The organism is Streptomyces sp. NPDC059564, assembly GCF_042735575.1.
Taxonomy (GTDB): domain Bacteria; phylum Actinomycetota; class Actinomycetes; order Streptomycetales; family Streptomycetaceae; genus Streptomyces.
The window spans coordinates 1-26328 of record NZ_JBHWBP010000007.1 but is presented as its reverse complement, the minus strand read 5'-3'; the positions used below and the strand labels follow the sequence as shown (position 1 = coordinate 26328).

Sequence of the window (26328 nt, the reverse complement as noted above, 5' to 3'; positions counted from 1 at the left end):
CCACGACGCACGACCGGACCCCCTGCGCTGACAGCCGAGGGGGTCCGGTCGGTTGAGGCCTCGCGAATTTGTTCGGTACGACTCGCGAACAGAATCCAACCCGGGGGTGGGTGGAGCGGCTTCGCGTAGTCAGTCTGCGGCTGGGCGCCAGTGGGAAGCACCTCGCACTGCTGACCAAGCTCCGCAGCCCCAGATGCCAAGGCTGAGGATCAGCACGCCGCCCAGCAGATACGCAAGTACCGGCCACGACAGTTGCGCGCCGACATTTGGGTCTGTGTAAGGGCCCGACAGCCAGAGGTACACCAGTCCCCCGAGGGCTGCCGCAATAACGGTAGGCATGAGCAGTACCCACGCTGCGACGGAGACGAAGAGTCCGCGGCGTCCTGTGAGCACCCCGAGCGGGGCGAACGATCGGCTGTGCCGCAAGAACTCAGCGATGCTGTTGAGCCCGATGGCCAGGCCGACGACGATCAGGGCGAAGGAGCCGAAGAGTGCGACCCAGTTCACCCGCGTGTTGCGGAGTAGGGCACTGCTCAGCCATCCCCCTCCCGGGGCCTCCACAACGGTGGCCACGGCAAGGTGGAGGTTCGCAGCTTGTTTCACCGCGGGGATGTCCAGGTCCTTCCCCGACGGCGACAGGAGCACCAATTGGCTGCTCTCTTCGGCGGGAAGCTCGCTGACGAGGGGGCCCGGCCTCAACTCGATTCGGCCGCTAGGCGCGTACCATCTGGCGAGCTCGGCCAGTCTGCCATCCCGATCTGCCGTGGTAGCCACGGAACCGTGCCCGCCGCAGTCCTGGCGGATTGCCTGGAGCTGTTCGCATGGAGCCTGGAGAACGGACAGCACGGTTCCGTCGGGGGCCGGCCCTGTTCGCAGGGAGAAGACGGCCGAGTCCTTCGGGAGACTGGCAATGAAGACTGATGTGCGCGCGTTATCGCGGGGCGTAGCGATGGTGAGCACGCTGGTGCCGATGCGCTCGGCAGTCGCCTGCGCGGCAATCATGGGCTCGCTGAGCCGGCTGGTGTTGAGCTGGACCTGGCCGATCAGCCCAATGGCGACGACGAATCCGGCGACAAGTCGCGCGGTGACGCCGGGCTGGGCAGTCAGCCACCGGCCGGCGACCAGAGTGCCCGTGCCGCCGTACTGGCGTCCGAGCCGCCCGAGGAATCGTCCCAAAGCCGCCACCGTCAGAGCGAGGACGGAAGGAAGCGTAGCGAACGTGACCAGAGCGGCGACAAAGTAGATGGCAAGGAACAAGCGGGGGTTGCCAGGCGCGAGCAGTCCAGGGCCGCGGGTCGCGAGCATCAGCGCCACCGGGAAAAGCGCGGGCCACCAGCGGGGCAGCCTGCGGCTTCTGCCCCCGGGGCGGGCGCTCGAGCGTGACGAATTGTGCCGGTGCAGTACGACAACCGACACAAGGACCACCAGGACGCATGCGGCGGCCGTCAGCCCCAGTGGTACCGCTGCCATGCGGATGCTTGCCGCGGGGATGGTGAATCCGGTGAACGGCAAGGAGACATGTGCTGCCACAACGCCCACGAGCGCACCCATGCCAAGAGCTGCTCCGAGGAGGACCGGCAGCCCTGCCTCACCCAGGTTGACCAGCGACCGAGCCGTCCGGCTGGCACCGAGAGCATCCAGCAGCGCGGCCCTTCGGTCCCGTGCCTCACCGCCTGCTCTGGCGGCGATCACCACAAGCACTGCTGCAGGAAAGAGCATCAGCCCGACGACGGCGAGGGCAAAGAGCGCCAAGGGCTCGGTGAAGAGCTGGTCACCGACGTACGGGCCCTTGGCGCCGTACCCCGTGATGGTGAACATCTTGCCCTCGTCAGCCAAGGCCGCAGGCGGGCGAACGTAGGCCAGCCGCTCCGAGGAGCTGGACAGACCGGCCTCGCTGATCCGGCCCACGTCACGTCCCAGACGTCCAGCGATGCCCTCCGCTGCGCCGGCCTTGGCGAGGGCCGGGGACAGCACAGCCTCTCCCGGGCCGGGCCAAGCCGCCACCCCGGGTGGGGGAGGTGCGTCAGACCTGAGCGGAATTACCGTGACCACCGAGTACTGCAATCCGCCCACGATGTCGAAGCCGGGCTTCCACAAAGCGATCGGCTTCTCCGTCGGGTGACCTTGGAGCACGCGCGGGCTGCGCGCTTGGGACTGCTGCGCCATAGCGTCGTAGACGGCAGCAGCAGACACCAACGCCCCTGCTCCCAAGGTGAGGGCCGCCGCTGCGCACAGCAGCGCGACGGCTCGGATCAGACCGCCGCGGGAGCCGGCACCCGCGGCTTGGCCGACGCGCAGAAGCTGTACAGCCAGGCGCTTGCCGCCCTTCACTCCTCACCACCGACTTCATCGGCCGGGACCAGCCGCCCGTCCGACAGAACGAGGCAACGGTCGGCCCGTTTGGCGATCTCAACGTCGTGCGTGACGACCAGCAGCGCGCAGTTCCATCGCCGGGGCACGGAGAAGAGCAGCTGGGCTACGGAGTCCCGGTTGCGAGTGTCCAGAGCGCCCGTCGGTTCGTCCGCGAGGAGAACCGCAGGCTTGTTGATCAACGCGCGCGCCACCGCAGCTCTCTGCCGCTCGCCTCCAGAGAGCTGAGACGTGGGCGTGCGGTCGCCGGGCACCCCAAGCTCGGCCAGCAGTGAGCCCGCGTCCGCATACGCCTGGGTGTGAGGCACCCCCGCCAGCAACGCCGCCATTGCGACGTTCTCAACCGGTGTCAGCTCAGGCAGCAGCTCACCGAACTGAAAGACGACACCCATGTGTTCGCGCCTGTGCCGGGCCAAGCCGCGCTGACTGAGTTTCGTGATGTCCGTTCCCGCCACACACACGCTCCCCCTCTGGGGCTTGACCAGCCCCAGGGCGCAAGCAAGCAAGGTACTTTTGCCGCTGCCGCTCGGACCCATGACCGCCACAGACTCGCCGGCCCCCACTTCGAGCTCCGCACCCTCAAGTAGCTGGCGATTTCCGACCCGGCAGGACAATCCATGCACGGTGAGGGAGGGAACCCCTGTCTCTTCCGCACTCCGGTTCCTGGCCGTCACGGCGGCACCTTGATCTGACATCCCTACCTCATTCGCATAAACGGGGATCGGGCCGACCGCACGGTGCGGCCGACCCGATGACTTGAGCAGGCGGAGCTATCGCTTACAACTCTCGACGATCCGCCCCGGCCACAATCACGCGGCCCAGGGGCCGCAGGTGTCGGAGGCCCACTGCTCCTGGCGGCACGCCCGGATCTGGTAGATCCCGGAATCAGCGGTCGAGGAAGCGGTCGTGTCGAAACCGCTCTTGTTCCACAGGGTCCTGGTGGAGCCGGGGTCCGAGTAGCGGTAGTACTGCCCGTACGCGGCCCGACTGTCGGCGCTGTTATCAATAACATTGGCGGTGTCATTGGTCACGCTGTTCGTCGTGGTGTAGGCATACGACCCAGCCGTCTGCGAGGTCAGGGCGAACGCCGGAGCGCTGCCGAGTACTGCCACCAGGCCGGCCCCGGCCACCGCAAGGCGTGCAACGCGCTTGTTCATTGTGTTCCCCTCCCGCAGGCCCTACTTGGGCCCCATTGACGGGCCCTCACACGAGGACCTCGAACGAATATCGAACACCTTGCGTGACCGAAGATCCACTGGTCGTATCTTTAATGTCTGAAACACGGCTGCCCGTAAGTGCCGGTGGCTTGAACGCATTTTCTACGGAAACGTGCTTCATCAGGGCACGGTCTACGCCGCCAGCGCGGAGGCGTACCAACGGCCCGGCGGTCCCAGCTTGGGCGAAGCGGCTCACTCCGCCGGACTCCGAAACCCCGGCCCGCTCGAAGATGGCGATCGACCGGCTGATCGCGCAGCGGGAGGTGCACCTGCGGGAGAAGACGTTGTGGCGGATGCTCTACGAGACCGCTGCCCGCGCGGAGGAGATTCTGGGCGTCAACATCGAGGAGCTGGATCTCGCCGGGCGTCGGGCTCCGGTGAAGGCCAAGGGTGCTCGTCCCCGTACGCGTCGTCGCGGCGCCGTCCGCGCGGACTTCGTCCTGGAGACGGTCTACTGGGACGCGGGTACCGCCCGGCTGCTGCCCCGCCTCCTCAAGGGCCGTACTCGCGGCCCGGTGTTCGTCACCCACCGCAAGCCGGGGCCCGGCAAGGTCGTCAGCCCGCGTGATATATGCCCGGACACCGGGCTCACCCGCCTCTCCTACGGGCAGGCTCGGATGCTGTTGGACGAGCGCACGACCCTGGGCGGCAAGCCGGGCGCGGGCTGGGATCTGCATGAGTGGCGGCACTCCGGCCTGACCCACCTCGGCGAGGGCGGGGCGAGCCTGCTCATGCTGATGGCTGGCTGTGACGACTTGGGGGTTCTGGCACACATTCCGTGAACGATCTTGAATGGGGCTCCATCAGCCTCCCGTGGCATCCAATCCGTGCAGCTCACGTGCCTACGAGGACCTCCACGCCGAGTGTCTTGAGTTGTCCGATGACCGTGTCGTGAGGATCGGCGTCGGTGATCAGCCCGGTGATCTTCTCCCACGGCAGGACGCGGTACGGCGAGGCCGTGCCGATCTTCTCGCAGGAGGCGAGGATGTAGGTGTCCGCGGCCCGCGCGGACAGGGCACGCTTCATCGCCGCCTCCTCGGCGTCCCCCGTGGTCAGTCCGGCCTCGGGGTGGACGCCGGTGACGCCGAGCAGGCACAGGTCGGCGGAGACGTTCTGCGCGGCCTCGACCGCGGCGGCGCCGCAGGTGACCGCCGAGTGCTTGAAGACGCGCCCTCCGAGGAGGAAGAGCTCCGCCCGCGGGTGGTCGATCAGAGCCGTGGCGATCGTCGGGCTGTGGGTGATGACCGTGCAGGCGAGGTCCTTCGGGAGCGCCCGCGCCACGGCGAGGGCGGTGGTGCCGCCGTCGAGGATCACGGAGCCGCCCGGCCGCACCAGTGCGGCGGCCACTGAGGCGACCTTCCGCTTGCCGTCCGGGGCCACCGCCTGCCGGGCGTCGTAGTCCACCACTGCGGGAGACGCGGGCAGCGCGCCACCGTACACCCTTTGGCACAACCCCTCGGCGGCGAGATCGCGAAGGTCACGCCGCACGCTGTCCTCGGAAATGCCCAGTTCGGCGGCGACGTCCTTGGCCACGACCTTTCCCGTGCGGGCGAGCAGATCGAGCAGGTGCTCGCGTCGTTCAGCAGCCAGCATTCACGTTCCTTCCTGTTCTTGCACGATTCTGCATGTATCTTAGCCGCCGTGACTGACAAGCCCCTGCTCATCCTCATCGCAGGTCCCTACCGTTCCGGCACCGACGGCGACCCGCAGGCCATGGCTGCCAACCTCGCCCGCCTGGAAACCGCGGCCTGGCCGGTCTTCGCGGCCGGACATCTCCCCGTGATCGGCGAGTGGATCGCCCTGCCCGTCCTCCGCTCCGCCGGCGCGGGCCCCACCGACCCCCTCGCCGACCAGGTGCTCTACCCGACCGCCGACCGGCTGCTCGACCATTGCGACGCCGTGCTGCGCCTGCCGGGCGAATCCGCCGGTGCCGACCAGGACGTCGCCACCGCCCGCCACCGCGGCCTGCCCGTCTACCACGACGTCGCCGAGATTCCCCGCCGCACCCCGCAGGAGACCATGTGACGAGCAGCCCGGGTGTCGACACCCGCGATCACCGCGGACGCACCGGTCTCCACCTCGCCGGACGCGACCTCGACCGCAACCCCGACGTCCGGATACGCGACGTCGAACTCACCTCCCAGGGCTGGCACGTTCTGCGCCGCACCACCTTCGACTACCGGCGCCGCGACGGACGGTGGGAGACCCAGCAGCGCGAGACCTACGACCGCGGCAACGGCGCCGCCGTCCTGCCCTACGACACCGAACGCAGCCGCGTCCTGCTCACCCGCCAGTTCCGCTACCCGGCCTACGTGAACGGCCACCCCGACGGCATGCTCATCGAGGCGGCGGCCGGACTGCTCGACGCGCAAGACCCGCACACCGCGATCCGCCGCGAGAGCGCCGAAGAACTCGGCATCAGCCTCGGCCCGCTCACCCACGTGCTCGACGCCTACATGAGCCCGGGCTCCGTCACCGAGCGCCTCCACTTCTTCGCCGCCCCCTACACCCCGGCCGACCGGACCGGCACGGGCGGAGGACTCGAGGAAGAGGGCGAGGACATCGAAGTCCTCGAACTTCCCTTTGCCGAGGCCCTCGCCATGACCCGCGACGGACACATCACCGACGGCAAGACCATCCTGCTCCTGCAATGGGCAGCCCTGTGCGGGCCCTTCGCCCGACAGCAGAACGTCTGAAAGTCCGCCTTCGCCAGATACGCCCAGGAAGGCAGAGCGTTCGATTCGGGCTACCACTACGGGACCTTCTACGACCTGCACGGGGTCGGCGAGGAGGGCAAGTCGTTCCCGATCCTGGACGGCGATCCGGGCGAGGGTTTCGTCCGGTTCACCGCCAAGATGCTGCAGAGGTCCGAACTCGGCCAAGAGCACACCGATGCCGCCCGCGCGCTGGCCCAGGAGCTCGTCCAGGGGCAGGTCTCCTTGATGCTCCAGACCGGGGACTACCTCATCGTGAACCAGCGCCGCTTCCTGCACGGCCGGGAGGCTCTCCAGAGCGGCCAGGCGAACGTCCTGGCCGGGGACCGCCGACTGCTGTCCCAGTTGTTCCTGCGCACGGCATCCGGCACCGGCTCTGCCGCATAGCCCGCCGCTCGGGCGCCGGCGCCCCGCCGGAGTCCCGCCCTTCGGGGCCCGCCGCCGATCACGCGGCGCGGCCACGGGGCGGGGCCCGGTCGGGCTAGATGCGGGAGTTGCGCACCGACTGCCACATGGCACCGGCCAGCGCCCGCGTGGCCCGCGGGACCGACAGATGCTCGTGCTCGCGGTACAGCGCCCAGTTGTACTGGACGAGGGAGAGCTTGTTGGAGGACAGGGATCCTGCCTGGTGGGCCCTGTACACCGCGAGCGGCTCGGCCAGACCGCGGGCGTCGGCGCCGTCCCGCATGATCGACAGCCAGAGGGCGTAGTCCTGGCGCTTGCGCATTTCCGGCATCAGCCTCGTGCCCAGGACGTTGCGGTCGTACATGGCGGTGAGAGCCCCGATGTGGTCTCTGACCAGCATCGCGCGGTAGTCCACGTGCTCCCGCGCACGGACCACGCGCCCGTTGGGGACCCAGTCGGTGCTCTCGCCGTCGTAGTCGGCGTCCATCTTGAAGTACGAGGTGAACGTCAGCGGCGCGGTGGCCTGGACCGCGAAGGCGAGCTGCTTCTCGGTCTTCTCCGGCAGCCACATGTCGTCGCTGTCGAGGAAAGCGATGTAGTCCCCGCAGGCCCGCTCGATCGCACGGTTGCGGGCCCGGCCGGCGCCGCCCTGCTCGGGTGCCCGCTCCGGCAGGACGCGCTCGTCCTGCCGGGCGAACTCCGTGAGCAGGTCCATGGAGCCGTCGGAGGACTGGTCGTCGGTGACCAGCAGCTCCAGGTTGCTGTGGGTCTGGGTGAGCACCGACCGGACGGCCGCGCCGAGGGTTGCCGCCGAATTGTACACGGGCATCACGACAGACACCAGGGGCACAGCACTTCTCCTTGCCAGACCAGGAACGACCCCCCCATTCAAGCACCGCAACCGAGTAGGAACTGCCATGCGGATCGTTGTCGCTGGTCAGGGCTACGTCGGGCTCCCCCTGGCCGTACGCGCCGCAGAGGTCGGTCACCGCGTCGTCGGCTACGACGTCGACCTGGACCGCTTCCGGCGTCTCACCGCCGGCCACTCGTCCCGAACGGTGATGTGCACTTGCCGCACTTCTCGGCGGGCTCGTCGGGTTCCGAGGCAGGGCTGGGCGGGGCGGACAGCTGCCACCTGATCTGCCGGCAATCGCAGGACGGATCGCCCTGGCAACTTCTGCCGATAGGCGAGTGCGCGAACCGCTGGTGTCCGCACGTGGAGCACCGGGCCCCCGGTAACTGCTCTGTCATGGCCGCACGCTAGGCGAAGAAGGCGGGCTGGACCAGGCCCGCCGGTTCGGGTTCCGCTGTCTTCGGCGGGTCGCGAGGCCGCCACTGGCTTCGGACCGCGGATTTCCCACGCTCAGTGTTCGGTGAGAAAGGTCAATGTTCGCTGCGAGAGGTCAGCAGGGTGGCAGCGGGGCGGTGAATTGATCCCACAGTGGTTCGAGCAGACAAGACGGCACAGCGGGCACAGGCCCTCCGGGGATCACTGAGCGTAGAGAACGCCATGCTCGTGCCTGCCTCCGCGTCCGGGATGGCACCCCACCGCAGCCAGCACCATGCGCCGGTTTACGCGCGTGCGTCTGGCTTTTGGCCCCTCGGCTGACGACCAGCAGGTCGGCTGCTCCGGACAAGACCCACCGCCACAACCATCAGCATGATCACGACCAGATTGGGCCCGTAGGAAACGTCCATGAATCCCACGGCGCCCGGGTGTGACCGCACCTCGATGGAGCCTTCCGGGACGGTATCCGCCAGCAGCCCGTGCATCCACGCCAGGACCGCCCCACCGGCCACGCCCACTGCCAGCAGAGCCCCGGCACTCATGCCCGACCGGCGACCAGCACGCCACCAGCCCCGCACCGTATCCACCGCCCCGATGATCAGCGCAATCCCGAGCGCACCGGACGCGGCCATCCAGGACCCGGCAGCAACCGCGCCCAGCACCGAAGCGGCGAGACTTCCAGGCCCCCGCCCCGTCAACGCCTCCATAGACCCCTCCGGCGGGGCCACGCCGCGTGCCAGCAGCCAGCTAACTCCGCCCAGGACCGCCAGGCCGGCCGCACCCCGTGCCCACAGCACCCCGGCACCCCGGCGCCCGCTTCGTCTCCCCACCAGTTCCCCCAGACTGCCTCGTTGCGGATGTCAACCTACCAATCGGTAGGACGTTGGTCTGCGGACACGCCGGGAAGCGGTGGGTGGCTGTAAACCTCTACCTTGCCGCTGCACTCGTGACGCTCCGTATATTCATCCGCTGCGCGACCAGCCGCTATCGCTGGGACACTCGCCCCACGACCCGACGCCTCAAGTGACCCATTTGCCGGTCGGTCTTATGCGGAAGACCTGACTCTGGCTGACGTGGAGCGGGTCGAGGCTTTCCTTGTGGCTCGCATCGCACGGGCGGCAGCCGCCACGCGGGGCAGTGACGAGCGTCAGGCCGCCCGCGCGGTGCAAGGGGCGCTGCTCGTCACTGCTGGGAACCTCGGTCACCATCTCCGTGAAGACACCGTGCCGCTTGATCCTCAGGAGGAGGCCAAGCGGCGTCTGCTGGTCCAAACAGCCTGGAACACTCTGTACGCGATGGTTCAGCCCTGGATGTGGCACGACGAGTACGACCAGCTCCGGTGGCGCCCGGCCAGACACTGGGATGCCCAGGGGGCTGAAGCGTACGAACGGCGCCTGCGGGAGGTGTTCGAGCACGAGCGAGGAACCCGATGACCGCGCTGCCTCCGGATTTACCGCGCGCCGACCGGAGGGGCGCTGTGTCGTTTGGAGTCGCGGCGCGCGGGCGTCCTGGATGCCGAGCTCGTCGAGGATCAGGACCAGACCGCCAGTGCCGGGCTGGTCGCGTACACCTCGGTCGCCGCGGTGCTTGCCGTGCTGGAGTGGGGCGCCGGGGAGCCCATCGGGGCAGCCCAGCCGAAGAAGACGACCGCCGGTATCGGAGGCGGCAGCCCCGCAGGGCTGCCGCCGAAGGAGGCGAGTCAGCCAGCGTGACGCCAGTGGCTGACGTCGACGGCTCCGTCCTCGGCGCCGATGTGTGCATACATGGCGAGGTGCTCAGGGGAAAGGAAGACATTCTTCTTCTCGCTGAAGAACGCCTCGTCGTACCAGGAAACGTTGAACAGGAAGGTGCCGCCTCCCTCGCTGCGGCGCTCCACCCAGGTGCGCTGCCAGTCGTAGAGAGAGTCGGGCTGCTCGGCCAAGCGCTCGTCCGAGGTGCGCAGCGTGTTGGACGACTCTCAGCATGAGCAGGAACAGTGGGTTGGCGACGCTCACGATGGAGATGTTCCGGGAAGGGCCTGGACGCTTGAGAAGTGCTGGTGCGCGACGACAAAATGCACACGAACAGCAAGTCGTGGTCTATGCGTCGGGCGGTGTCCATCGCTTGATGACGTTGGGCAGCGAGTGCGGTGTAGGCCATGCCTGGATCCGGATCTCCTCCATGTCTTCGGGCTCGTCCTCGCAGTCAGGGTCGGGGAAGGCCGCGGCTTCGAGATTCCGCCGAGACGTCCGGACGCGGGTCCATCCGGCCGGCATGTCGAAGCGTGCTGCGTCGGGGATGAAGTCGGTGCAGCCCAGCACGACCATTCGTCCCGAGGCCAGGTTGAGGCTTGCCTCGACGACGTGGTCGAAGTCGGTGCTGTCATCGTCCGGCTGGCCCGTGAGGAGGTCGATGGTGACGTCGACGGTTACGTTGACAGCCGTGCCGATGGCCAGGGCGTGTTCGGCGACGCCGAGCCCGTCCAGGACGGCCTGTTCGGTCCACACGTCACCGATGCCGGTCTCGGTTGCCTCGGAGTCGTCGTCCAGGACGTGGATCTGGAAGTAGTCCGCGAAGAGCTCAAGGTTCGTCGCCACCGAGGCATCATTTCTGCTGCCCAGGCAAGGCAGTACGGCGGGGTGAGGCTGTCTTCGACGAGGCCGGTGGCCGGGTGATCTGAACATGAATGCTGGCCCGTCTGGAGAGGCCGCCAACAGCTGACCGGCCTCCCTCGGCCCGCGGTGATCGATCGGTGTGTGACCGATTCCGTGACTGGTGGCCGGACCGCTCGTGACCGATACCGGGCCCGGTGACCGATCCGGGCTCCATCGGTGACCGGTCATGACCGATCCGCGGCGATCGGTCACCCGTCCTTCGTGTCTGCTGTGACAGCCTTCTGGGCAAGCCTGCGACCTGAATCCCTGGGGCTTGCCCACCCCGAGGGGAGGCTTGCCGGGAGTTGCATGGGCCGGTCACGGGGAGGCTTGCCCAACCCCCCTGCAGGCTTGTCCAATCGGTCATGGGAGGCTTGCCCAGCCTTAGGGCAAGCCTCCCATCTGCGCTTTTAGCTTGCCGTTTAACGTCCGCCGTCGAACGGGGCTCGAACTTGTTCGGTGTTGCCCCAGTTCACCTGATGTGTGAGGGGCCGCGGGCCGATCCTGTGCTGAGCGACAACGCAGCACGGAGGCCGGGATCGTGGGACTGGTCGAGCATGAGGTGCAACGAGACGCGTTCACGGTGGTGGCGGAGTTCCGGTCGGAGTTGTACGCGTGCCTGACCGCACGGAGCGACGCCCTGTTCGAGCTGTGCGACGCGCTTTTGTGTACCGACGGTCCTGTCCGCACCTTCGTGGAGCTGGCGCTAGCTCCCGAGCATCGACGCGGGCACGGGGCCTTGTACTCCGGGATCAACCACGGTCGGATCGACGTCGCCCGGCTGCGGCGTGCACTGACCAGTGTCCCTCTTCCCCGAGCCGGTGACGGCCGGCTGGTGCTGGCGGTAGACGTCTCGCCGTGGTTGCGACCGGACGCCGACACCTCCTCGGACCGCTCCTTCTGTCATACCTTCGGCCGGGGCCTGGGCAAGCACCAGATGGTGCCCGGCTGGCCGTACTCGATCGTCGCCGCGCTGGAGACCGGCCGGACCTCGTGGACCGCGCTGGTCGACGCAATCCGGTTGGAGCCCGGCGCCGACTTGGCCGCGGTCACCGCCGACCAAGTCAGAGACGTCGTCCAACGTCTCGTGGACGCCCGCCAGTGGCGCGACGGGGACCCGAAGGTCTTGGTCGTGCTGGACGCGGGCTACGACGCGCCCCGCATCGCCCACCTCCTGGCCGACCTGCCCGTGGAGGTTCTGGGCAGGCTCCGCTCGGACCGGGTGATGCGTAAGCCCGTTCCCGTGCCGTGGATCTGCCCGCCGCAGGGCGGCCGCCCGCCCAAGCATGGCGGTGAGTTCGTCTTCGGCCGGCCCGAGACCTGGGGTGATCCAGACGCGGTCACCCTCACGGACACCGACAGGTATGGGACGGCGACGGCGCAAGCATGGGACCGACTACATCCCCGGCTCACCCGCCGGGCGGCATGGGGCGATCACGAAGGGCCGCTGCCGATCATCGAGGGCACCGTGATCCGCCTGTCGGTCGCGAAGCTGCCCAGCGGCGGTGTGAACAAGCCCGTCTGGCTGTGGTGGTCGGGCACCGGCGCCGATCCCCAGGAGGTCGACCGCTGTTGGCAGGCGTTCCTTCGTCGGTTCGACGTGGAGCACACCTTCCGACTGCTCAAGCAGACTCTCGGCTGGACCCGACCCAAACTGCGGGACTCTCAGGCCGCCGACCGCTGGACCTGGCTCGTCTTGGCCGCGCACGCTCAGCTCCGCCTCGCCCGCCCGCTCGCGCGGGATCTGCGTCGGCCGTGGGAACGTCCGGTGGAACCGAACAGACTCACCCCTGCCAGGGTCCGTCGCGGGTTCAGGAACCTGCGGGCGAAGACCGGCACGCCAGCCGGTGCACCGAAACCGACACGCCCTGGCCCCGGCAGGCCGCCCGGGTCGAAGAACCGCCACCCAGCACCTCGCCACGACGTCGGCAGAGTCCTGGCCACAGGGGAGGCATACGCTCGGCCGGCGCATCACCAGAAAGGAACCAAGCCCAGACGGACAGGATGAGCGACGCGTGGTCCGTCCGGACACTGGCAAGTCCAGGCCCGGTAATCCTGGCCACAGGCCGGGGTGGCAGGATCTTGCCGACAGTGCTGCACGAGGAGGCAACGTGGACGACCGCTCGAAGCATGACCACTCCGGTTGGGAGGCGGTCGTGCTCGCAGCTCGGGAGCGTGCCCGCTCGCGACAGGCACTCATGGTCGAGCGCTTCGGCCTGTCAGGAGACGTGCAATACGACTGGTCGATGGACGACGCGCAGATCACGTGGTCGCGCGACGGCAAGGTGTTCCTCACCGGCCGACTCACAGTGATCGGCAGCGTCAGCGTTTCCCAGCAGACCTGGCTGTGGTCCTGGGCGAACGAGTCACTCCCGCACGCCGCCCTGGGCGACATGGAGAGGGTGCGGCAGTTCGGCGAGGAGAACGACTACCCCGTCCTTCCATGGACAGGCTTCACGTACGACCCCGAACTCGTCGCTGAGGCTCGAATGGTCGCGGCCTCCGTGCTCGACGCCGAGGGACTGTGGGCGGAGTCGATGGACGACGTGCAACTCCACTTCATGATCCATGACCTGGCACTTGCTGCCGAGCGACAGTGACGGCTGCACGGATTCCCAGGCAGCTGGCGCCGGCCGCCGAACGTTAAACGACAAGCTTAGGGCTGCGGGCAAGCCTTCGGGCAAGCCGGTCTGAGGAGAGTTCACGGCACGGGATCCGAAAGGAGACGTGCCGTGTACGACGTTTCGCACTCCGCCGCCGGCGGCGGGTTCTTCGACCGGCTGGATGCCGACTGGGCGGCGCTGTGCGCGGACCCCGCCCTCCTGCGAGCGGTGAGCGACTGGGTGATCGATGGCCACTTGACCGACGGCATCGCGGCGGTGACCGATTCCTGGGCCGCCTCCCTGACGCCCTCCCAGCTCCTGGCCGCGCTCCGCCCGACGGCGTGACCGATGCGCTGACCGGTGCAGTCCTGCGCGCCCTCCTCCAGCGCGCCGCTGGCCGTGACCGATCGGCCGCTCTCGCAGGCCGCGTCATCGTCCGTGTGAGTTGGGGGTGTAGTGGCGGGGTTTGGGCGTCAGCGATGCGTGATGGGTTTCTTGCCTGGTACAGCATGGTTCCTGGCTGTGTGATGGCTGTCATGGGGTGACCAAGGGGATGCCATTGGTCGGTAGCACGTGGGTGGTGTGGCTGTCACCGGGTTGAAAGTTCCTGTGTTCGGGGTGGCTTGCTTGGGCTGTGCTGGTGGGTATGGGTGCTCGGTCGGGTCGTGGTGTACGTGGTGAGCCAGCGCTCCCTGCTGTCGGTGTGGGCGCGGGTCGGGGTGTGGTGGTTCGGCGTCTGCTCGCGGTGGAGGAGTCGGGGGTTGTATCGCGGCTGCATGTGAAGGTTGCTGCGGAGCTTGCTGGGGTGTCGGAGCGGACGGTGCGGCGTTGGCTCGCTGAGGGGCGGGCGGGGCGGATGGAGGCGAGGCCGCGCGGGAACGGGTTCGCGTTGAGTGATGCGTTGTGGGCGGTCCTCGCGGAAGAGGGCGGGAACGTTTGCGGCTTGCATCGGCGGATAGAGCGGGCACACGCCGATGGTGGGCTGGAGGAGTGGGGTGTCGGGCGCGTCCCTTCTGTCTCGACGCTCCAGCGAGTGGTGCTCCGTGATCTGCGGGCGGGGCGGGTGCTGGAGGTGGCGAGGCCTTCCCGGAACTGGGTCGAGGCCAGCCGGTATGAGCGGGTTCTGGCCGACCTGAAGCTGCCGCGGGCGGGTGAGGGTCTGCCGGTGGTGGACGCGGTTTCGGAAGTCCCAGCTGTTGCCGAGCCGGACGAGGAGGACACCGGTCCGCCGCGGGGTGGGGTGCGGCTGTTTGTGCCGGGTGCGCGGGTGGTGTCGACTGCCGAGGTGGCTGCGGTGGTGGAGGCGGTGGGGCACACGGTCGCGGCGCGTGGGATTGGGTGTGTGTTCGGGGATCCGGGGGTGGGGAAGACGGTGGCGGTGCAGCAGGCGTTGCATCTGCTGCCTGACAGGTGCCGGTGTGGCGGGCGGTGGTCGGCGTGAAGCGGGGCCTGCCACAGATGCGGGCTTCGCTGCTCGACGCGCTGGGGCTGGCAGCGGGTTCTCTCTCGCACCGTGCGCAGCCGGCGGACCACGCCCTCGGAGAGGCGCTGCGCCGCCCCGGGGTGCTGTTCCTCGACGACGCGCAACGCTTGTCCCCGCCGCTGCTGGACTACCTGCGGCTGCTTTGGGACGAGCCGGGTACGGCGGCTGCGATGCTGCTGTGTGGGGCGGGCGCGGAGCGGGTGATCGCGCGGGCGCCTGCGTTGCGGTCGCGGGTGCTGACCTGGCACCAGGTTCCCGGCCTGGACCAGGAGCGGCTCGCAGAGACGCTGGCAAATGTTCCATGACGTGTGGGAGGGCGTCGATCCGGCGGACGTGGGATGGGCGGATACGACGGTGGCGCGGGGCAACTTCCGTACCTGGGCGAAGATCACCTCGCACGTCTACGCCCTGGCCAAGAGAGGCCGGGATGTACGCGTGGACCGTGCGTTGATCGAGCAGGCCTGCACCCGGCTGGGCCCCTACCCGTAACGGCCGGCGGCGCAGGATCGAAAAGGGAGACCAACAGCGGGCGGTAGGGAGCAGTTCCATGATCAGTGCATCCGAGGCGGGAACGTCGGCACCGCTGGGCGTGCCAGAGCCGGTGCCTGAGCTCCAGGGTCCGGCGCTCGCCGCGTTGCGCGGTCCTGCGGTCCTGCGGTTCAGCGGCTACTGCGGCTGCGGGCACAGAGGCGGCTTTCACGGGGGCACGTGCGCCTTGCGGGGGAGTGTCTGGGGGTGTCGGAGCGGACGGTGTGGCGGTGGCTCGCGCAGGCCGACGCCGAGCCCCGTATGGCGGCCTGTCCGGGGGCGAGATCGGTGGACCGGTTCGAGGTGATGTCGCAGGTGCGGGTGCTGCTCGCGTACTGGCGGGGCAACGCCTCGGCGGTCCACCGGCAGCTGGTGGTCCGCGCCCGTGCCGCAGCCGGTGAGCCGGTCACCGCGGTGCCGGGCGGGGCGCTGATGGAGGCGGTGCCCTTGCTCGATCCGGTGCCGTCGTTGTCGACGTTCCTGCGCGCGGTGCGCCGTGACCTGACCGCGGGTGAGCGCGCGGGTCTGGCCCGGGGGCCGGAGGCGGCCCGGGCTCACGATGTGTTCGGGCGCAGGCCGAGGCTGTGGCGGAACCACACCTGGGAGGCTGACCACGTCCAGGCGCCGCTTGTGGTCTATGCGGACGGGGAGTTGGTGCGCCCGTGGGTGACGTGGTCTATCGACGTCGCGACGAAGGCCATCACCGGTACCGCCGTCACGCCTGGCCATCCTTCGAGGGCCTCGATCCTGGCAGCTCTGCGCGCTGCCGTGCTGCGCACCGGTTCGTACGGTCCGGCGGGTGGCATACCCGAGCATGTGCGTGTCGACCGCGGCCGGGATTTCCTGTCGAAGACTGTCCTGGCCGCTTTCACCGACCTGGAAACCAAGTTCGAGGATCTGCCTGCGTACAGCCCTCATCTGAAGGGCACGGTGGAGAACCTCAACCGGTGCGCGGACCGTATGCTCTTTGCGGTCCTGCCCGGCTACACCCTCACCCCCAAGCCCCGGCGCGCCAAGAAGAAGCCCGATCCGGACGAGCCGCCGGTGCCGCTGACCTTCGCGGAGTTCACTGCCGAGGTCTTGGACTGGGCGCGGTGGTGGAACACCGAACACCGCCCCGCCGGCCTTGCCGGTCGGACTCCTCTCGATGTCTGGCAGGCCGACCCCACGCCGCTATCGGACATTCCCGAGGCTGCGTTGTGGGGGTTGATGCTGGAGGACGACGGCCGGGTGCGGAAGCTGAGCAGCCACGGGGTGCGCTGGCGCGGCCGGGACTACCTCGGTGCGTGGATGGCCGGCCAGGCAGGCCGCCACGTCAGGATCCGGCACATGCCCCACCACGATCATGAGATCGAGGTCTGCAACCCGGCCGGCCGCCACCTGGGCACTGCCCACCTCGCGGACGCCGCTACCCCGGAACAGCTCGACGAGCTGCGCCGTACCCGCACGGTGCGGGCCCGCTGCCTGCGCGAGGACGCGAAGAAGGCCGAGGCCCTGCGCCGGCAGCGCTTCGCCCCGGCCACCTCTCCCACGCCCGCGCAGCGCCTTGGTGCCATCACGGCGACCGAAGCCGATCAGGAACTCGCCGCGGCATCCGACAGCGACATGGCGGCCTTGGCCCTGCCGGACCTCATCCCGCCCGCCCCGCCGCCCGACGACTGGAACACCCCGGCATCCCTGCGCCCTGTCACACGGAAGGAGAAGCGATGACGAGCCAGATGCCGCCGCGGGAGACCGATCACTACACTCAGCTCGCGGACGTGGCGGTCGTCACGACCCGCGCCCTCCTGGCGGCCCGGGAGAACATCGCGGACACGATCGACGCCAGGGCGATGATGTGCCTCCACGGTCCAGCCGGCGTAGGCAAGACCCTTGCCGCGAACGTCTGCCTGCGTGAGCTTGAGCGGACCCGGGGCGAGGAGGTCTGCCGGATCGCCTTCCGCGCCCGCCCCACCGCCAGAGCGGTGCGCCACGAGCTCTTCACTGCGCTCGGCCTGCCAGGCGAACCACCGCGTCACCCGTCCGAGTTCGATCGACTGCTTCTGGACTCGCTGGCAACCCAGCCTCGTACGCTCGTCGTGGACGAAGCTCAGTGGCTTAATCGAGAGACGTTCGAATATTTCCGGTTCGTCTGGGACCACCCGTACTCGCAGATCGCGATCGTCTTCGCTGGCGGCGAGGGAGCGCATACGGTGCTGCGGAAGGAGCCGATGCTCTCCTCGCGCATCTTCATCTGGCAGCACGTCACCAAGCTCACCCTGGAGGAAGTTCGGCAGGTCATCCCGCTCTACCACCCCATCTGGGCGAGAACCGAACCCGAGGACATCGCCTTCGCCGACCGCCACGCGGCACACGGCAACTTCCGCAACTGGGCCAGACTCACCGCCCACACCCTGACCGCGCTCGAACGGACAGGCCGCGACCATCCTGACCAGGAAGTGCTCCGCTGGGCCTTCAGCAAGCTGGGCAGTTGACACCCCCACGCAGTCCCACGAGTTGCGACAACTGTCGGCGCTCAGTGAAACTGAGTAGTCGTCATGCTCCTGACCTGGTGTTGTGCAGGTTGGTTGAGCGTGTTTGTGGCTGAGTGGCTCACTGAATCTGCGCAGTGTCGGGGTGTGGAATCCATCTGACCTGGTGGTTTCCTGGCTTGGGGTGTGGCTGCGCAGGTTGGTTGGGTACTGCGCAGTTTCATTGGTTGTTGGTAGGTGGTCGGGGTGGTTGGTATCCGAGTTGGGTGAGTTCGACGGTGTGTCCTTCGCGGCTGGTGGGTTTGGTGTGGTGGCGGTAGGCGGTGTCGTTGGTGGGGTGGCGTGGGGCGTATTGGATGTAGCGGGCGAGGTCTTCGGGGTAGTGGGCGGGGTTTTGTAGCCATCGGCGGTTCAGGAGGCGGGCGATGGTGGTGTGGAGGGGATGGGACTGGCCGGGCCGGGTCTGGTGGTAGCGGGTGGAGGGCCGGCGGACGAGGAGCCCGGCCAGGGTGATGGTCTCGGGGTAGGTGATCGCCTCGCGGGCCAGGGCTTCCCACATGGAGGCGTTCTCGCTGCCGATGAGGTGGGCGCGGTCGGGCCAGATCCGTTCGGACTTGGGGGCGCGGCGGCGCCAGCGTTCGGTGAGGTGGGCTGCCTGGGCGACGGCATCGTCGGCGTCGGGCCCCCAGCGGCGGGTCAGTCGCAGGTGGGCGTGGTGTGCGCGCACGATCTCGGGAGTCTTGTGCAGGAGAGCGTGGGTGTGGGGGACGGGCACGCCGTTCAGGGTGTGGGGGCCCAGAGCCCAGGTGCGGTGGCGGGTGCATACGAGGTGGTGGTGGGGGAGGTAGCGCGGGACGGGCTGGGCTTGTCCGGTGCGGGCGACGGTGCAGTGCGGGCATCCGATGACGGCGGGAAGGCTGGAGGGGCGCATGGCGCCGCCGGGCCTGGTTTCAGCGGCGGAGCCCCGGTCGCGGTGGTCCTTCCAGCACGGAAGGGCGTGGGTGAGGTGAGCGTCGGGGATGCTGGTGTACTGGCTGATGCGGGCCCGCGCGCCGGCGTTGAGGTAGAGCTCGCTGCGCGCGTGCGGCCCGTAGTCGCCTCCCTGGACGGGATGGACCTTGGGCGGGTGGATGCGCAGCCCTCCCAGGAGCTCGCTGGTGGTGAGGTGGTGCGCGCCGGCGAGGCGTTCGATGAATGAGGCGTTGGTCTCGAAGGCCAGGGGCCGGATACGCCGCAGTGCCTGGTGGGTCAGGTCTGGGAGTGGGCGCGGCATGTCAGCGCCGCTTGGCGGGCTGGGGGGTGTGTTCGGCGAGTTCATCGAGTTCGATGTCATCGAGGAGCCGTTTGGTGATCTTTTCGGTGCCGTCGAGGATTGCGGTGATCGCCGCTTCCCGTACGAGCGCGGACAGGCTGCCGATCCGGCCGCCGGTGCGCAGGTGGAGGTACGGCGCGTGCCGGGCCAGCGCACCGGTGCGGTGGGCGTCCAGGCGCAGTGCCTCGTCCATGCCCCGGATCAGCCCTTCCCACGAAGCACGTTGGGCAGAGCTGCCGTGTCCCAGGGGCGGGTTGCGAACAGTTTTGAAGCGGCCTGCGATCTGCGCGCCCCTCACTCCGGTCAGCAGCGGTGAGGAGTCGAGGTTGACTCCTGCGTAGACGAAGGTCGCGGGGATGCGTTCGCTGAGGTGTTTCATCTGGTCGGAGGTCTCGGCGCCGGTGCGGGTGCGGGTGTTGAGGAGGTGGACGTCGTCGATCAGGACGAGTCGGGTGCCCAGTTCGTTCAGGGTGGCGCAGGCGATGTCGGTGATGCGGGCCTGGTTCATGCTCGCGGTGATGGGCAGGTCCAGGTACCGGGCGAGTTCGGACACGAGCATTTTCGCGGTCGCGGCCGGGGGGACGGAGAGGAACACGACCGGCAGATGATCCTCCGGCGTGCCGCGGCGGGACCGGTCGGCGAGGTGGAAGGTCCGGCCCAGCTGCTGCAGGGTGGTGGTCTTGCCGGTGGTGGGCGGTCCGGAGAGCAGCAGGCCTCGGCGGGCGGTGCCGTTGTGACAACGGTTGAGGATCATCAGCCTGCGCAGGGTGAGGGAGGCCTTGGCCATGGTGGGGGTGGACAGGATCACGAACCGGGAGTGGTAGTCCAGGCGTTCTTCTGCACTCCACGGTCCGGTGCCGGGCAGACAGGGCGGCTCGGTGTCGACGAACTGCGTCCATTCACGCCAGGTGGTCGGCGACGCGTAGGGGACGCCTTGGCTCTGCTGGCCGGCGGCTGTCACCACTGCTGTGCCTCTTGGTGTGCGTCGAAGATGCTCCAAGCCGCTGGCGGCGTCGCGGGATCGGCGACGTCGGGAGTGGGGTCGGCGTCCTCGTCAGTATCCGGGATCTGCCCGGTCAGATCGTCCAGCAGGTCCGTGTTCGCCTTCCGGTGTTTCGTGTGCCCCGTCTGCGCTTTCCGCCGCGATTGCGCGGGCTGGTCGTTCCCGCCGGGTTCGCAGGTGGTGCCGGTGCGGGCGGCTGGGGCGAGGGTGTCCGGCGCGCTGCTGGACCGGCGAGAAGTGCCGGTACCGCCTACTCCTGTGTCTGCGGAGTGTGCGCGGCGAAGGAGCTCGTCCAGGTGGCGGGCGAGCTGCTCCTCGTGTTCGGCCCGGCCTTCACGCTGTTTGACCACGCTGCGGATGTGTCGCCAGGTGGTGTCGGTGAACGGCTTGGACACCAGCCCTTGATGGATCCAGGTGACCGGCTCCCAGCCGTGGGGGAGCCTGACCCAGCACTGCCAGGGCTCGTAGGGGTTGTGGTGGACCTCCCACTTGCCGTCCGCCGCCGTGGAGCGGTGGCGGTGCCCGTTCAGTATGGGCCCGTCGTAGGTGCGGTGTTCGAACCGGATGCCCTCGTCGCCGATCACGCACCGCCTGGAGGGCAGCAGCTCGATCCAGTCGGCTCCGGTCAGGGGGACGGGCACGTGCCCGGTGATACCGACGAGCGCAGCCCACATCTCGTTGGGAGTGAGCGTCAGGCGAGGCATGAGCGGGTGCCGCAACCGCTCGTGACGCCGTTCCTGCCACCCGCAGACGACCCATTCGTCCAGTAGGTCCTGGAGTTGAGGCAACGTCCAGCAGGCTTCGTCCTCCACGGTGCTGCCGCGCGTGGCGAGGCTGTTGCCGGTGTATCCGGCGACGTACTGCGCGAACAGGGTCCCGATCGCTCCGAAGCCCCGCTCCACGTGTCCTTTGGCGTGCGCGGACGCCGGGGGACAGGGCTGGACGGAGATGCCGAGGTGTTCGGCGGCGGCGAGGAAGCAGCGGGAGACGAATACCTTGCCCTGGTCGATGACCACGGTCACCGGCCGGATGACCGGCCTGGCTGCCGCGCCCTGCATGCGGGCGTCGATGGAGACGAGCCGTTGGTGTGGGATGACGGAGGCGGCCATGGACAGGTACTCGGGCCAGTGGGGCCGCATCGGCTGCGGCACGAGCGTCTGCGCGAGGAGCACGGCAGCGTCCACCGCCTTGGTGCCTTTGGGGCGCAGGACGGCCGCAGTGATGCTGCGGGTGGCCACGTCCACCGCCATCGTCAGCTCCGGTCGCCGCGCCTGTCCGTCTTCGCACACGACCATCACGTCCAGCAGCGTGCTGTCCATCATCACCAGCTCACCGGGCGCCATCGCGTGCGTCGGTGTGAACACCGGCACGGGCCGAGATGCCCTGCGCCGCTCGCCCGCTGCTGTCAGTGCGAGGCCCTGCTGCTCGGCGACGGCCCGCACCAGCCGGTTGAACGTGGCCGCCGGCGGCACCGCCACGGTCCCGGAGCCGTGGGTGTCCTGCAGCAGCCAGGTCACCTGCCGCCGTAGCCGGCTCAGCGTTCCGGTCGACCGCCCTTGCTGCTGAGTCAGCGCGCCGATGATCGCGGCCACCACGCGCGGATCGGCCTGTCCGAACACCGACCGCTCCCGCTTCATGCGGCCGTCGACGAGCCCCCATACCCCTTCCTCGCGGTAGCGGGCCCGCATCCTGCGCACCGTTGCCACGCTGACCGCCTGGCCGGCCGCGGTCAGCTCGGCCGCCTTGACCGCTTCCCGCTCGGCGAGCGAGTGCACGGCCGGGTCGTACCCGGTGCGCGGGGGCCAGTCCTGGTGAGGGCCGACGTGCCCGGTCTCGACTTCCAGAACGTGCCGCTCCCAGGCCAGGGCCTTCTCCCGCACCTCAGAGTCGAGCCCGTCCAGCGGGCCGTGCACCGGGACCCGGCGGCGTGTGGAGCGGGGGTGGTCCAGGACGTCGAAGTCCGGAGCTCCGACTACCTGGGTGAGCAGCAGGACCTGCACGCCGGCGTCTTGCTCGGCGAGCAGCCGGCAGCGAGGCCCGTCCAGACCGGCCAGGACGTGGATCCGGTCCTCGAACCGGATCCGGTCGCCGACCTTCACGATGCCCACCACCCGCTTCACCGTTCCCCTCCCAGGCGCCGCCCGGCAGTGCTGGCGGTCACGAGGGTGTCCTCGTTCAAGGGACGGTCCCAGTCCATGGTCAGCAGGCCTTGCCACAGTTGGTGGTAGACGGCCGGGAGCGTCGCGATCGGGTCCCCGAGCCGGAGCGCGCCCCTGCCCAGCGCGGTGGGCTCGGGGAATGCCCGCCGCAGCCGGGTGGCGGAGATCCCGACCGAGCATCGGGGATGCCGGTAGCCCGACAGCCACCGTGCGTTGGCCGTGACCACCGGATCCGCGGCAACCGCGAACCGGTGTTCCCAGCCGGCTTCCCGAGCACACGCCTCAACTACCCGCGTCCGGGTTGTGAGCCGTCCGGACGGTCCACCGCGCCCGGGGCAGTCCACGAGGTGTATCGCGCCGTCGGCCAGAGCCACGGCCAGGTCAGGGGCGTGGGTGACGAGCCTTCCCTGTTCCTCCCACACGAACTCCACCGGCCGGCATGCGATGCCCGCCACCTGCGGATCGCGGTCCAGCAGCATGACGGTGTCCCGCATCGCCGCGGTCCCGTACCCCACCAGACGGCCAGTGGTCGCGGACCACCACCACCCCGGGGCAAGGCGCCGCCCTCGGCGCACCGGGAAGCCACGCACGGGCGGGCAGTCCATAGGCCGCAGCTCTCCCGCTGTGGCCTGCCACGGCCGCTGGACGACGACTCCGTCGGGTCCCACGAACCGCACGTTCACATGGCGCGGATGCACCCCGCCCCCTCAGCGCTCCGGCCGCCACCACAGGCAAGCCCTTTCCCCAGTGAAGAACGGGCCGACCGATCTGCGCAGTGCGCAGATACACCAGGTCACACGATGAGGTGAAAACTCTCAGATCAGGCCGGGCGGATCATCCGGTCCTGCCGGGTCAAGCGACGGCGCGGGTTCCCGCTTCGCGATGCGGGCCCCGCCTCACGCCTGTCCATACCTTGTGGGGCGTGTGAGCCCTCTGGTCGTAGTCACGAGCCGGCTGAATGTGTGTGCAGGGCTTCCTGGGCGTCCGCACACGTCCACTGTTCCCCGGGCGGGTGCTTCACGATGTTGAAGCGGTCGGGATGGGAGGCGAGTATGGCGTGGACCGACCAGGACGCATCCCCTTCCTGCCGTCCAGCCGGCTTCAGTTCCGGCGCTGTGAGCGGATCCAGCGGCCGCTGAAGGGAAGCCGAACACGTAGCGATTGAGCAGGCGCACTTGAGCGTTCGCATCATGTGTGTCTGCGTGTGTGCATGGATCCGCCTGGGAAAACGCTGAGGCTGTCACCTCGGGAGAGGTGACAGCCTCAGGGCGGGTCCGCGCGCCAACACGGAGCAGCCGAAGTCCCGATCAGCGTGGTTTGCAGCCAGTAGCCGTCAGGGGGACAGTCCAGGCGGTGTCTAACCGGCCTGATGTGCTCCAGCGTCATTCAGAGGATCCCGGTAGAGCAACTTTGAGTTGGACAGATCCGAGCCAACGTATGGCTTGTAGCCGTGGCACTGGCTGAAACAGGTCGCTTTTAGTTCGCCAGGGTGGACTTGCCGACGGACGCCGACGGCAAAACCCGCAGGTCAGTTACGAGCGACAACCGCTTGAGCCTTGGCCCATTTACGACAGCGCATAAGCCGATGTACTGGAACGGGTGTGAGCCAAAGCAGCCCGTCAACCGGTCCGTCCGCCTGTTCGTGCCTACCGGGCTGAGATGATTGGGGCTGCACGAAACTCGTGGGGGGAACGCCAAATACCCCTGCGTGCATGCCTTTTGCAGCCAGTAGCCGCAGCTGGCGAGGCGCCTGCCAGCGCCTCGCCAGCTCAGTCACAGTCAGGGGAATGGCTCTTGCCCAGGAAGCCCATTAAGACCGGTTCCGGCACGCTCGAACGGGCTACGCCCCAAGCGCCCGCCGCTGAGCCGACTCGCCTCACCCTTCCTCTTGTAGCCGGTGTGATCTCCTTCCCTGCTCTCGGCACCGTGCTGGCCATCGCCGGCATGCCGACCGCAGACATCTACCCCCTCCTCGGGTACTGCGGAGCCATTGGTACCGGAGTGCTCGTCTCGGCCAGCGGAGGAAGAAAGCTGATCACCGGGCTTGCGGAGCTGGTGCTCCGCGTGAGTCAGTGAAGGGGTTGCCATGGGCCGCTCCGAGAATCCGGTGGACTACTCCGTTCCTGAGCGAGGCCACCTGGCCGCGCAGCTTCGGGAGTCCCGTCTTTCCGCTGAGCTGACCTACCAACAGCTCTCTGTTCGGAGTGGGCTGTCGTCCGCCACGCTGAAGCGTGCGGCCTCAGGCAGCAAGACCCCGACCGAGGCCACCGTTATCAGGTACCTCAAGGCATGCGGTGGCTCAGACCCCGAGATCGCTGCCGGAAAGGTCTACTGGCGTCGGGCCCGTGCCGCCGAACGCGGGTTCGTGGGTAGAAGTACGCCCAGTGCCTCGCTCATCGGTACGCAGGGAGAACTGAGTCAGGCGCTGGTGTGCCTTTACCAGAGGGACGGCGCCCCCTCACTCCGTGAGATGCAACGCCGCGCGGGCAAGGAGTGGCTCGCTATCAGTAGCGCTTCGAGAATCATCAACCGTCAGGCTCTCCCGACCACCCCCGCACAGATGCAGGCGTTCCTGCGGGCATGTAGCGTCCCCGAGAAGCAGCAAGGACCCTGGCTGGACACATGGTCCAGACTCGTTGGACCGGGGCGGTTCGCTGTCGTCAGGAGCGAGCGTCTGGAGAAGTGGCGGCTGCTCAGGAACGCTGTCGTCCACGGGGACTCTCAGGTGCTCAGCGAGGTCGCGTACAGCGACTCGATACCGCCCCGTCCCGGGGCCGCTGGCCGATCTGGGCCTTCGACCATGTGGGACCGCCTGCTCTACGAGTCGTTTGTCACCCTCGACTACGAGGTGTTCGGCAAGGTGAGTACCACGCTGATCCGCTGATCCTCCTTCTCGACCGCTGTGTGGCGAGGTCTCCTCGCTGCGAGCCACCAGTTCATGTCTGTATCCGACTGCCATTTTGAATCAGCTGGGCGGCTCGTGGTTGGTCATGTTGTTGTTGGCAATGTGGGGCGGGCTGGTTCTCGCATCCGAGATGGCACGGTACGAGTTCACTGCGAAGAATCGGGGGCAGTCGGATGGCACTGGAGTTTCACTTGATGTGAGGAGTTGCCGTGACCAGCTTTGTCATTACCAGCTTTGTCATTACGGCCCCCCGGTACGTTCGTGTCGGACGTTGCCGATTCCGTCCCCTTTGCTGTCGAACGAAAGCTGGCCCCGCGGCACACGGAGGTCAGTGAGAACGAGGGACTGCGTCTCCTCACGCTGAACGAGGACGGCACCTTCTCCATCCGGCTCGAGGTCGAGGCCCCGGATAAGTACGAGGCTGAGCTCGATGCGATGCGGATCGTCACGGCAGCCCTGAAGGATGCCGGTCTTTCAGAGTCTGGCGCCCCGCTCGGCCCGCCGGCCGTGACGGGTATCGACAGCGGCTTGTGATCGCCCTGCTGAGCGAAGAGCATTCCCGCCGAACGGTCCGGGGAACGGCGCAGGACAAGGGCTGGAGAAGAACGGATGGCCCGTAGCGTTCGAGCGAGACCTGAAGCGATCGTCACTTTGGAGGGGCTGATGGAGGCGAAGAGTGCGTGGCCGGAGCTGACCGGGAAGCCGGCAGAGAAGGCCCGCGAGCAGATCCAGGCGCAGTGCCCGGAAATTGTGGTCCATATGGTGCCGGAGGGCAGCATGGTGACGATGGACTTCAACGAGCAGCGAGTAAGGCTATTCGTGAAGGACGGCAAAGTGGTTCGGGAGCCCAGACGCTGTTAGTCCTTGCTGCCAGCCTGGCCTGGGGAGCTGGCCAGGGGTCCGGGAGGCGGATCCGGAAGGACCCTGGGACGGGGGAGCGGAGCGGACCCGCCCAACAGGCCGAAGGCCCGGACCCCGTGAAACGGGGTCACCTCCCGTGCGGAGCACGGGAGGCTTGGAGCCTGCGAAGCAGGCCCGCTCTGGTGGAGCGCAGCGGAACCAGAGCCAGTCCGCAGCGAAGCGAAGGACCCCGGCCGAAGGCCGGCCCCTGCTCGGCTTTGCCGAGCAGGGGCCGAGCAAAGCGAGGCGTGTCATTGCTCCGGAGCGAAGCGGAGGAGCCAGCGCCGAAGGCGCTTCGGCCGAGCGAAGCGAGGCCGTTCAGTCCTGAGCGCGCAGC

Annotated in this window: 29 protein-coding genes and 2 pseudogenes; 19 read left to right on the top strand and 12 right to left on the bottom strand. The window is 68.4% G+C overall.

Annotated elements, in window-relative coordinates; genetic code table 11:
* Nucleotides 1-129 precede the first annotated feature (129 nt).
* The 3 genes from ACFV0Q_RS03165 to ACFV0Q_RS03155 form a co-directional block, all read right to left on the bottom strand.
* The gene (locus tag ACFV0Q_RS03165; RefSeq protein WP_384999611.1) at nucleotides 130-2331 is read right to left on the bottom strand and encodes an FtsX-like permease family protein; all 2202 of its coding nucleotides are present in this window, start codon (nucleotides 2329-2331) and stop codon (nucleotides 130-132) included.
* Nucleotides 2328-3044: an ABC transporter ATP-binding protein gene (locus tag ACFV0Q_RS03160; RefSeq protein WP_384999609.1), complete on the bottom strand. Its 717-nt coding sequence runs from the start codon at nucleotides 3042-3044 to the stop codon at nucleotides 2328-2330. Before ACFV0Q_RS03160 ends, ACFV0Q_RS03165 begins: the two co-directional genes overlap by 4 nt.
* Nucleotides 3045-3179: 135 nt before the next feature.
* Complete coding sequence (locus ACFV0Q_RS03155) at nucleotides 3180-3527, bottom strand: hypothetical protein (RefSeq protein WP_384999606.1); 348 nt, start codon at nucleotides 3525-3527, stop codon at nucleotides 3180-3182.
* Nucleotides 3528-3745: 218 nt separating this feature from the next.
* Here ACFV0Q_RS03155 and ACFV0Q_RS03150 point away from each other — a divergent pair.
* Nucleotides 3746-4330 (top strand): annotated as a pseudogene (locus ACFV0Q_RS03150) (site-specific integrase); the annotation flags it as partial.
* 91 nt (nucleotides 4331-4421) lie between these two features.
* On the opposite strand, the gene ACFV0Q_RS03145 reads toward ACFV0Q_RS03150, so the two are convergent.
* Nucleotides 4422-5180: a DeoR/GlpR family DNA-binding transcription regulator gene (locus ACFV0Q_RS03145; protein WP_384999603.1), complete on the bottom strand. Its 759-nt coding sequence runs from the start codon at nucleotides 5178-5180 to the stop codon at nucleotides 4422-4424.
* Between the two features lie 48 nt (nucleotides 5181-5228).
* Between ACFV0Q_RS03145 and ACFV0Q_RS03140 the strand changes: the two genes are divergently transcribed.
* From ACFV0Q_RS03140 to ACFV0Q_RS03130, 3 genes are all read left to right on the top strand, one after another.
* Nucleotides 5229-5612: a DUF4406 domain-containing protein gene (locus ACFV0Q_RS03140; protein ID WP_384999600.1), complete on the top strand. Its 384-nt coding sequence runs from the start codon at nucleotides 5229-5231 to the stop codon at nucleotides 5610-5612.
* Nucleotides 5609-6283, top strand: coding sequence for an NUDIX domain-containing protein (locus ACFV0Q_RS03135; RefSeq protein ID WP_384999597.1), 675 nt, complete (start codon nucleotides 5609-5611; stop codon nucleotides 6281-6283). The genes ACFV0Q_RS03140 and ACFV0Q_RS03135 overlap by 4 nt, the downstream gene beginning before the upstream one ends.
* Nucleotides 6284-6442: 159 nt before the next feature.
* Nucleotides 6443-6688 carry a hypothetical protein gene (locus tag ACFV0Q_RS03130; protein ID WP_384999594.1) on the top strand — a complete coding sequence of 82 codons (246 nt, stop codon included), beginning with the start codon at nucleotides 6443-6445 and terminating at the stop codon, nucleotides 6686-6688.
* 94 nt (nucleotides 6689-6782) lie between these two features.
* Here the strand turns inward: ACFV0Q_RS03130 and ACFV0Q_RS03125 are convergent, their stop codons facing one another.
* Nucleotides 6783-7556 (bottom strand): glycosyltransferase family 2 protein, encoded by a 774-nt coding sequence (locus tag ACFV0Q_RS03125; protein WP_384999591.1) that lies wholly within the window; start codon nucleotides 7554-7556, stop codon nucleotides 6783-6785.
* A 67-nt stretch (nucleotides 7557-7623) separates the two neighbouring features.
* On the opposite strand from ACFV0Q_RS03125, the pseudogene ACFV0Q_RS03120 reads away from it, so the two are divergent.
* Nucleotides 7624-7755: pseudogene (locus tag ACFV0Q_RS03120) on the top strand (nucleotide sugar dehydrogenase); the annotation flags it as partial.
* 523 nt (nucleotides 7756-8278) lie between these two features.
* Here the strand turns inward: ACFV0Q_RS03120 and ACFV0Q_RS03115 are convergent.
* Entirely contained in the window at nucleotides 8279-8701 is a 423-nt protein-coding gene (locus ACFV0Q_RS03115; protein WP_384999589.1) for a hypothetical protein, read from the bottom strand.
* Between the two features lie 366 nt (nucleotides 8702-9067).
* Between ACFV0Q_RS03115 and ACFV0Q_RS03110 the strand changes: the two genes are divergently transcribed.
* Both ACFV0Q_RS03110 and ACFV0Q_RS03105 read left to right on the top strand, forming a co-directional pair.
* A complete protein-coding gene (locus ACFV0Q_RS03110) occupies nucleotides 9068-9427 on the top strand; it encodes a hypothetical protein (protein WP_384999586.1) in 360 nt (119 codons plus the stop codon).
* 51 nt (nucleotides 9428-9478) lie between these two features.
* Entirely contained in the window at nucleotides 9479-9706 is a 228-nt protein-coding gene (locus ACFV0Q_RS03105) for a hypothetical protein (RefSeq protein WP_384999583.1), read from the top strand.
* Here the strand turns inward: ACFV0Q_RS03105 and ACFV0Q_RS03100 are convergent.
* Nucleotides 9694-9915 carry a hypothetical protein gene (locus ACFV0Q_RS03100; RefSeq protein WP_384999580.1) on the bottom strand — a complete coding sequence of 74 codons (222 nt, stop codon included), beginning with the start codon at nucleotides 9913-9915 and terminating at the stop codon, nucleotides 9694-9696. The two genes, ACFV0Q_RS03105 and ACFV0Q_RS03100, sit on opposite strands and share 13 nt — an antisense overlap.
* 157 nt (nucleotides 9916-10072) lie before the next feature.
* Nucleotides 10073-10570 carry a hypothetical protein gene (locus tag ACFV0Q_RS03095; RefSeq protein WP_384999577.1) on the bottom strand — a complete coding sequence of 166 codons (498 nt, stop codon included), beginning with the start codon at nucleotides 10568-10570 and terminating at the stop codon, nucleotides 10073-10075.
* A 598-nt stretch (nucleotides 10571-11168) separates the two neighbouring features.
* On the opposite strand from ACFV0Q_RS03095, the gene ACFV0Q_RS03090 reads away from it, so the two are divergent.
* From ACFV0Q_RS03090 to ACFV0Q_RS03055, 8 genes are all read left to right on the top strand, one after another.
* Nucleotides 11169-12635 (top strand): NF041680 family putative transposase, encoded by a 1467-nt coding sequence (locus ACFV0Q_RS03090; RefSeq protein ID WP_384999574.1) that lies wholly within the window; start codon nucleotides 11169-11171, stop codon nucleotides 12633-12635.
* A 103-nt stretch (nucleotides 12636-12738) separates the two neighbouring features.
* On the top strand, nucleotides 12739-13227 hold the full coding sequence (locus ACFV0Q_RS03085) for a DUF6882 domain-containing protein (protein WP_384999572.1): 489 nt from the start codon (nucleotides 12739-12741) through the stop codon (nucleotides 13225-13227).
* 132 nt (nucleotides 13228-13359) lie between these two features.
* Entirely contained in the window at nucleotides 13360-13575 is a 216-nt protein-coding gene (locus ACFV0Q_RS03080; protein WP_384999569.1) for a hypothetical protein, read from the top strand.
* 688 nt (nucleotides 13576-14263) lie between these two features.
* A complete protein-coding gene (locus ACFV0Q_RS03075) occupies nucleotides 14264-14671 on the top strand; it encodes a hypothetical protein (protein ID WP_384999567.1) in 408 nt (135 codons plus the stop codon).
* A complete protein-coding gene (locus tag ACFV0Q_RS03070) occupies nucleotides 14668-15018 on the top strand; it encodes a hypothetical protein (protein WP_384999564.1) in 351 nt (116 codons plus the stop codon). Before ACFV0Q_RS03075 ends, ACFV0Q_RS03070 begins: the two co-directional genes overlap by 4 nt.
* On the top strand, nucleotides 15008-15202 hold the full coding sequence (locus tag ACFV0Q_RS03065; protein ID WP_384999561.1) for a hypothetical protein: 195 nt from the start codon (nucleotides 15008-15010) through the stop codon (nucleotides 15200-15202). Before ACFV0Q_RS03070 ends, ACFV0Q_RS03065 begins: the two co-directional genes overlap by 11 nt.
* Nucleotides 15203-15382: 180 nt before the next feature.
* The gene (locus tag ACFV0Q_RS03060; RefSeq protein WP_384999721.1) at nucleotides 15383-16951 is read left to right on the top strand and encodes a Mu transposase C-terminal domain-containing protein; all 1569 of its coding nucleotides are present in this window, start codon (nucleotides 15383-15385) and stop codon (nucleotides 16949-16951) included.
* The gene (locus ACFV0Q_RS03055) at nucleotides 16948-17715 is read left to right on the top strand and encodes an AAA family ATPase (RefSeq protein WP_384999559.1); all 768 of its coding nucleotides are present in this window, start codon (nucleotides 16948-16950) and stop codon (nucleotides 17713-17715) included. The genes ACFV0Q_RS03060 and ACFV0Q_RS03055 overlap by 4 nt, the downstream gene beginning before the upstream one ends.
* 217 nt (nucleotides 17716-17932) lie before the next feature.
* On the opposite strand, the gene ACFV0Q_RS03050 is transcribed toward ACFV0Q_RS03055, so the two are convergent.
* From ACFV0Q_RS03050 to ACFV0Q_RS03035, 4 genes are read right to left on the bottom strand one after another with little or no spacing between them, the layout of a single operon-like run.
* Entirely contained in the window at nucleotides 17933-18985 is a 1053-nt protein-coding gene (locus ACFV0Q_RS03050) for a TniQ family protein (protein ID WP_384999556.1), read from the bottom strand.
* A 1-nt stretch (nucleotide 18986) separates the two neighbouring features.
* Nucleotides 18987-19988, bottom strand: a complete 1002-nt coding sequence (locus ACFV0Q_RS03045; RefSeq protein WP_384999553.1) for a TniB family NTP-binding protein — start codon at nucleotides 19986-19988, stop codon at nucleotides 18987-18989.
* A complete protein-coding gene (locus ACFV0Q_RS03040) occupies nucleotides 19982-22147 on the bottom strand; it encodes a transposase (RefSeq protein ID WP_384999550.1) in 2166 nt (721 codons plus the stop codon). Before ACFV0Q_RS03040 ends, ACFV0Q_RS03045 begins: the two co-directional genes overlap by 7 nt.
* The gene (locus ACFV0Q_RS03035) at nucleotides 22144-22854 is read right to left on the bottom strand and encodes a TnsA-like heteromeric transposase endonuclease subunit (RefSeq protein ID WP_384999547.1); all 711 of its coding nucleotides are present in this window, start codon (nucleotides 22852-22854) and stop codon (nucleotides 22144-22146) included. The genes ACFV0Q_RS03040 and ACFV0Q_RS03035 overlap by 4 nt, the downstream gene beginning before the upstream one ends.
* 1231 nt (nucleotides 22855-24085) lie before the next feature.
* Between ACFV0Q_RS03035 and ACFV0Q_RS03030 the strand changes: the two genes are divergently transcribed.
* From ACFV0Q_RS03030 to ACFV0Q_RS03015, 4 genes are all read left to right on the top strand, one after another.
* Entirely contained in the window at nucleotides 24086-24262 is a 177-nt protein-coding gene (locus tag ACFV0Q_RS03030; protein ID WP_159038078.1) for a hypothetical protein, read from the top strand.
* 10 nt (nucleotides 24263-24272) lie between these two features.
* On the top strand, nucleotides 24273-25070 hold the full coding sequence (locus tag ACFV0Q_RS03025) for a helix-turn-helix domain-containing protein (protein ID WP_384999543.1): 798 nt from the start codon (nucleotides 24273-24275) through the stop codon (nucleotides 25068-25070).
* Nucleotides 25071-25352: 282 nt separating this feature from the next.
* Nucleotides 25353-25625 (top strand): hypothetical protein, encoded by a 273-nt coding sequence (locus ACFV0Q_RS03020; RefSeq protein ID WP_384999540.1) that lies wholly within the window; start codon nucleotides 25353-25355, stop codon nucleotides 25623-25625.
* A gap of 129 nt (nucleotides 25626-25754) precedes the next feature.
* Nucleotides 25755-25952: a serine protease inhibitor gene (locus ACFV0Q_RS03015; RefSeq protein WP_384999537.1), complete on the top strand. Its 198-nt coding sequence runs from the start codon at nucleotides 25755-25757 to the stop codon at nucleotides 25950-25952.
* The last annotated feature ends 376 nt before the right edge of the window (nucleotides 25953-26328 follow it).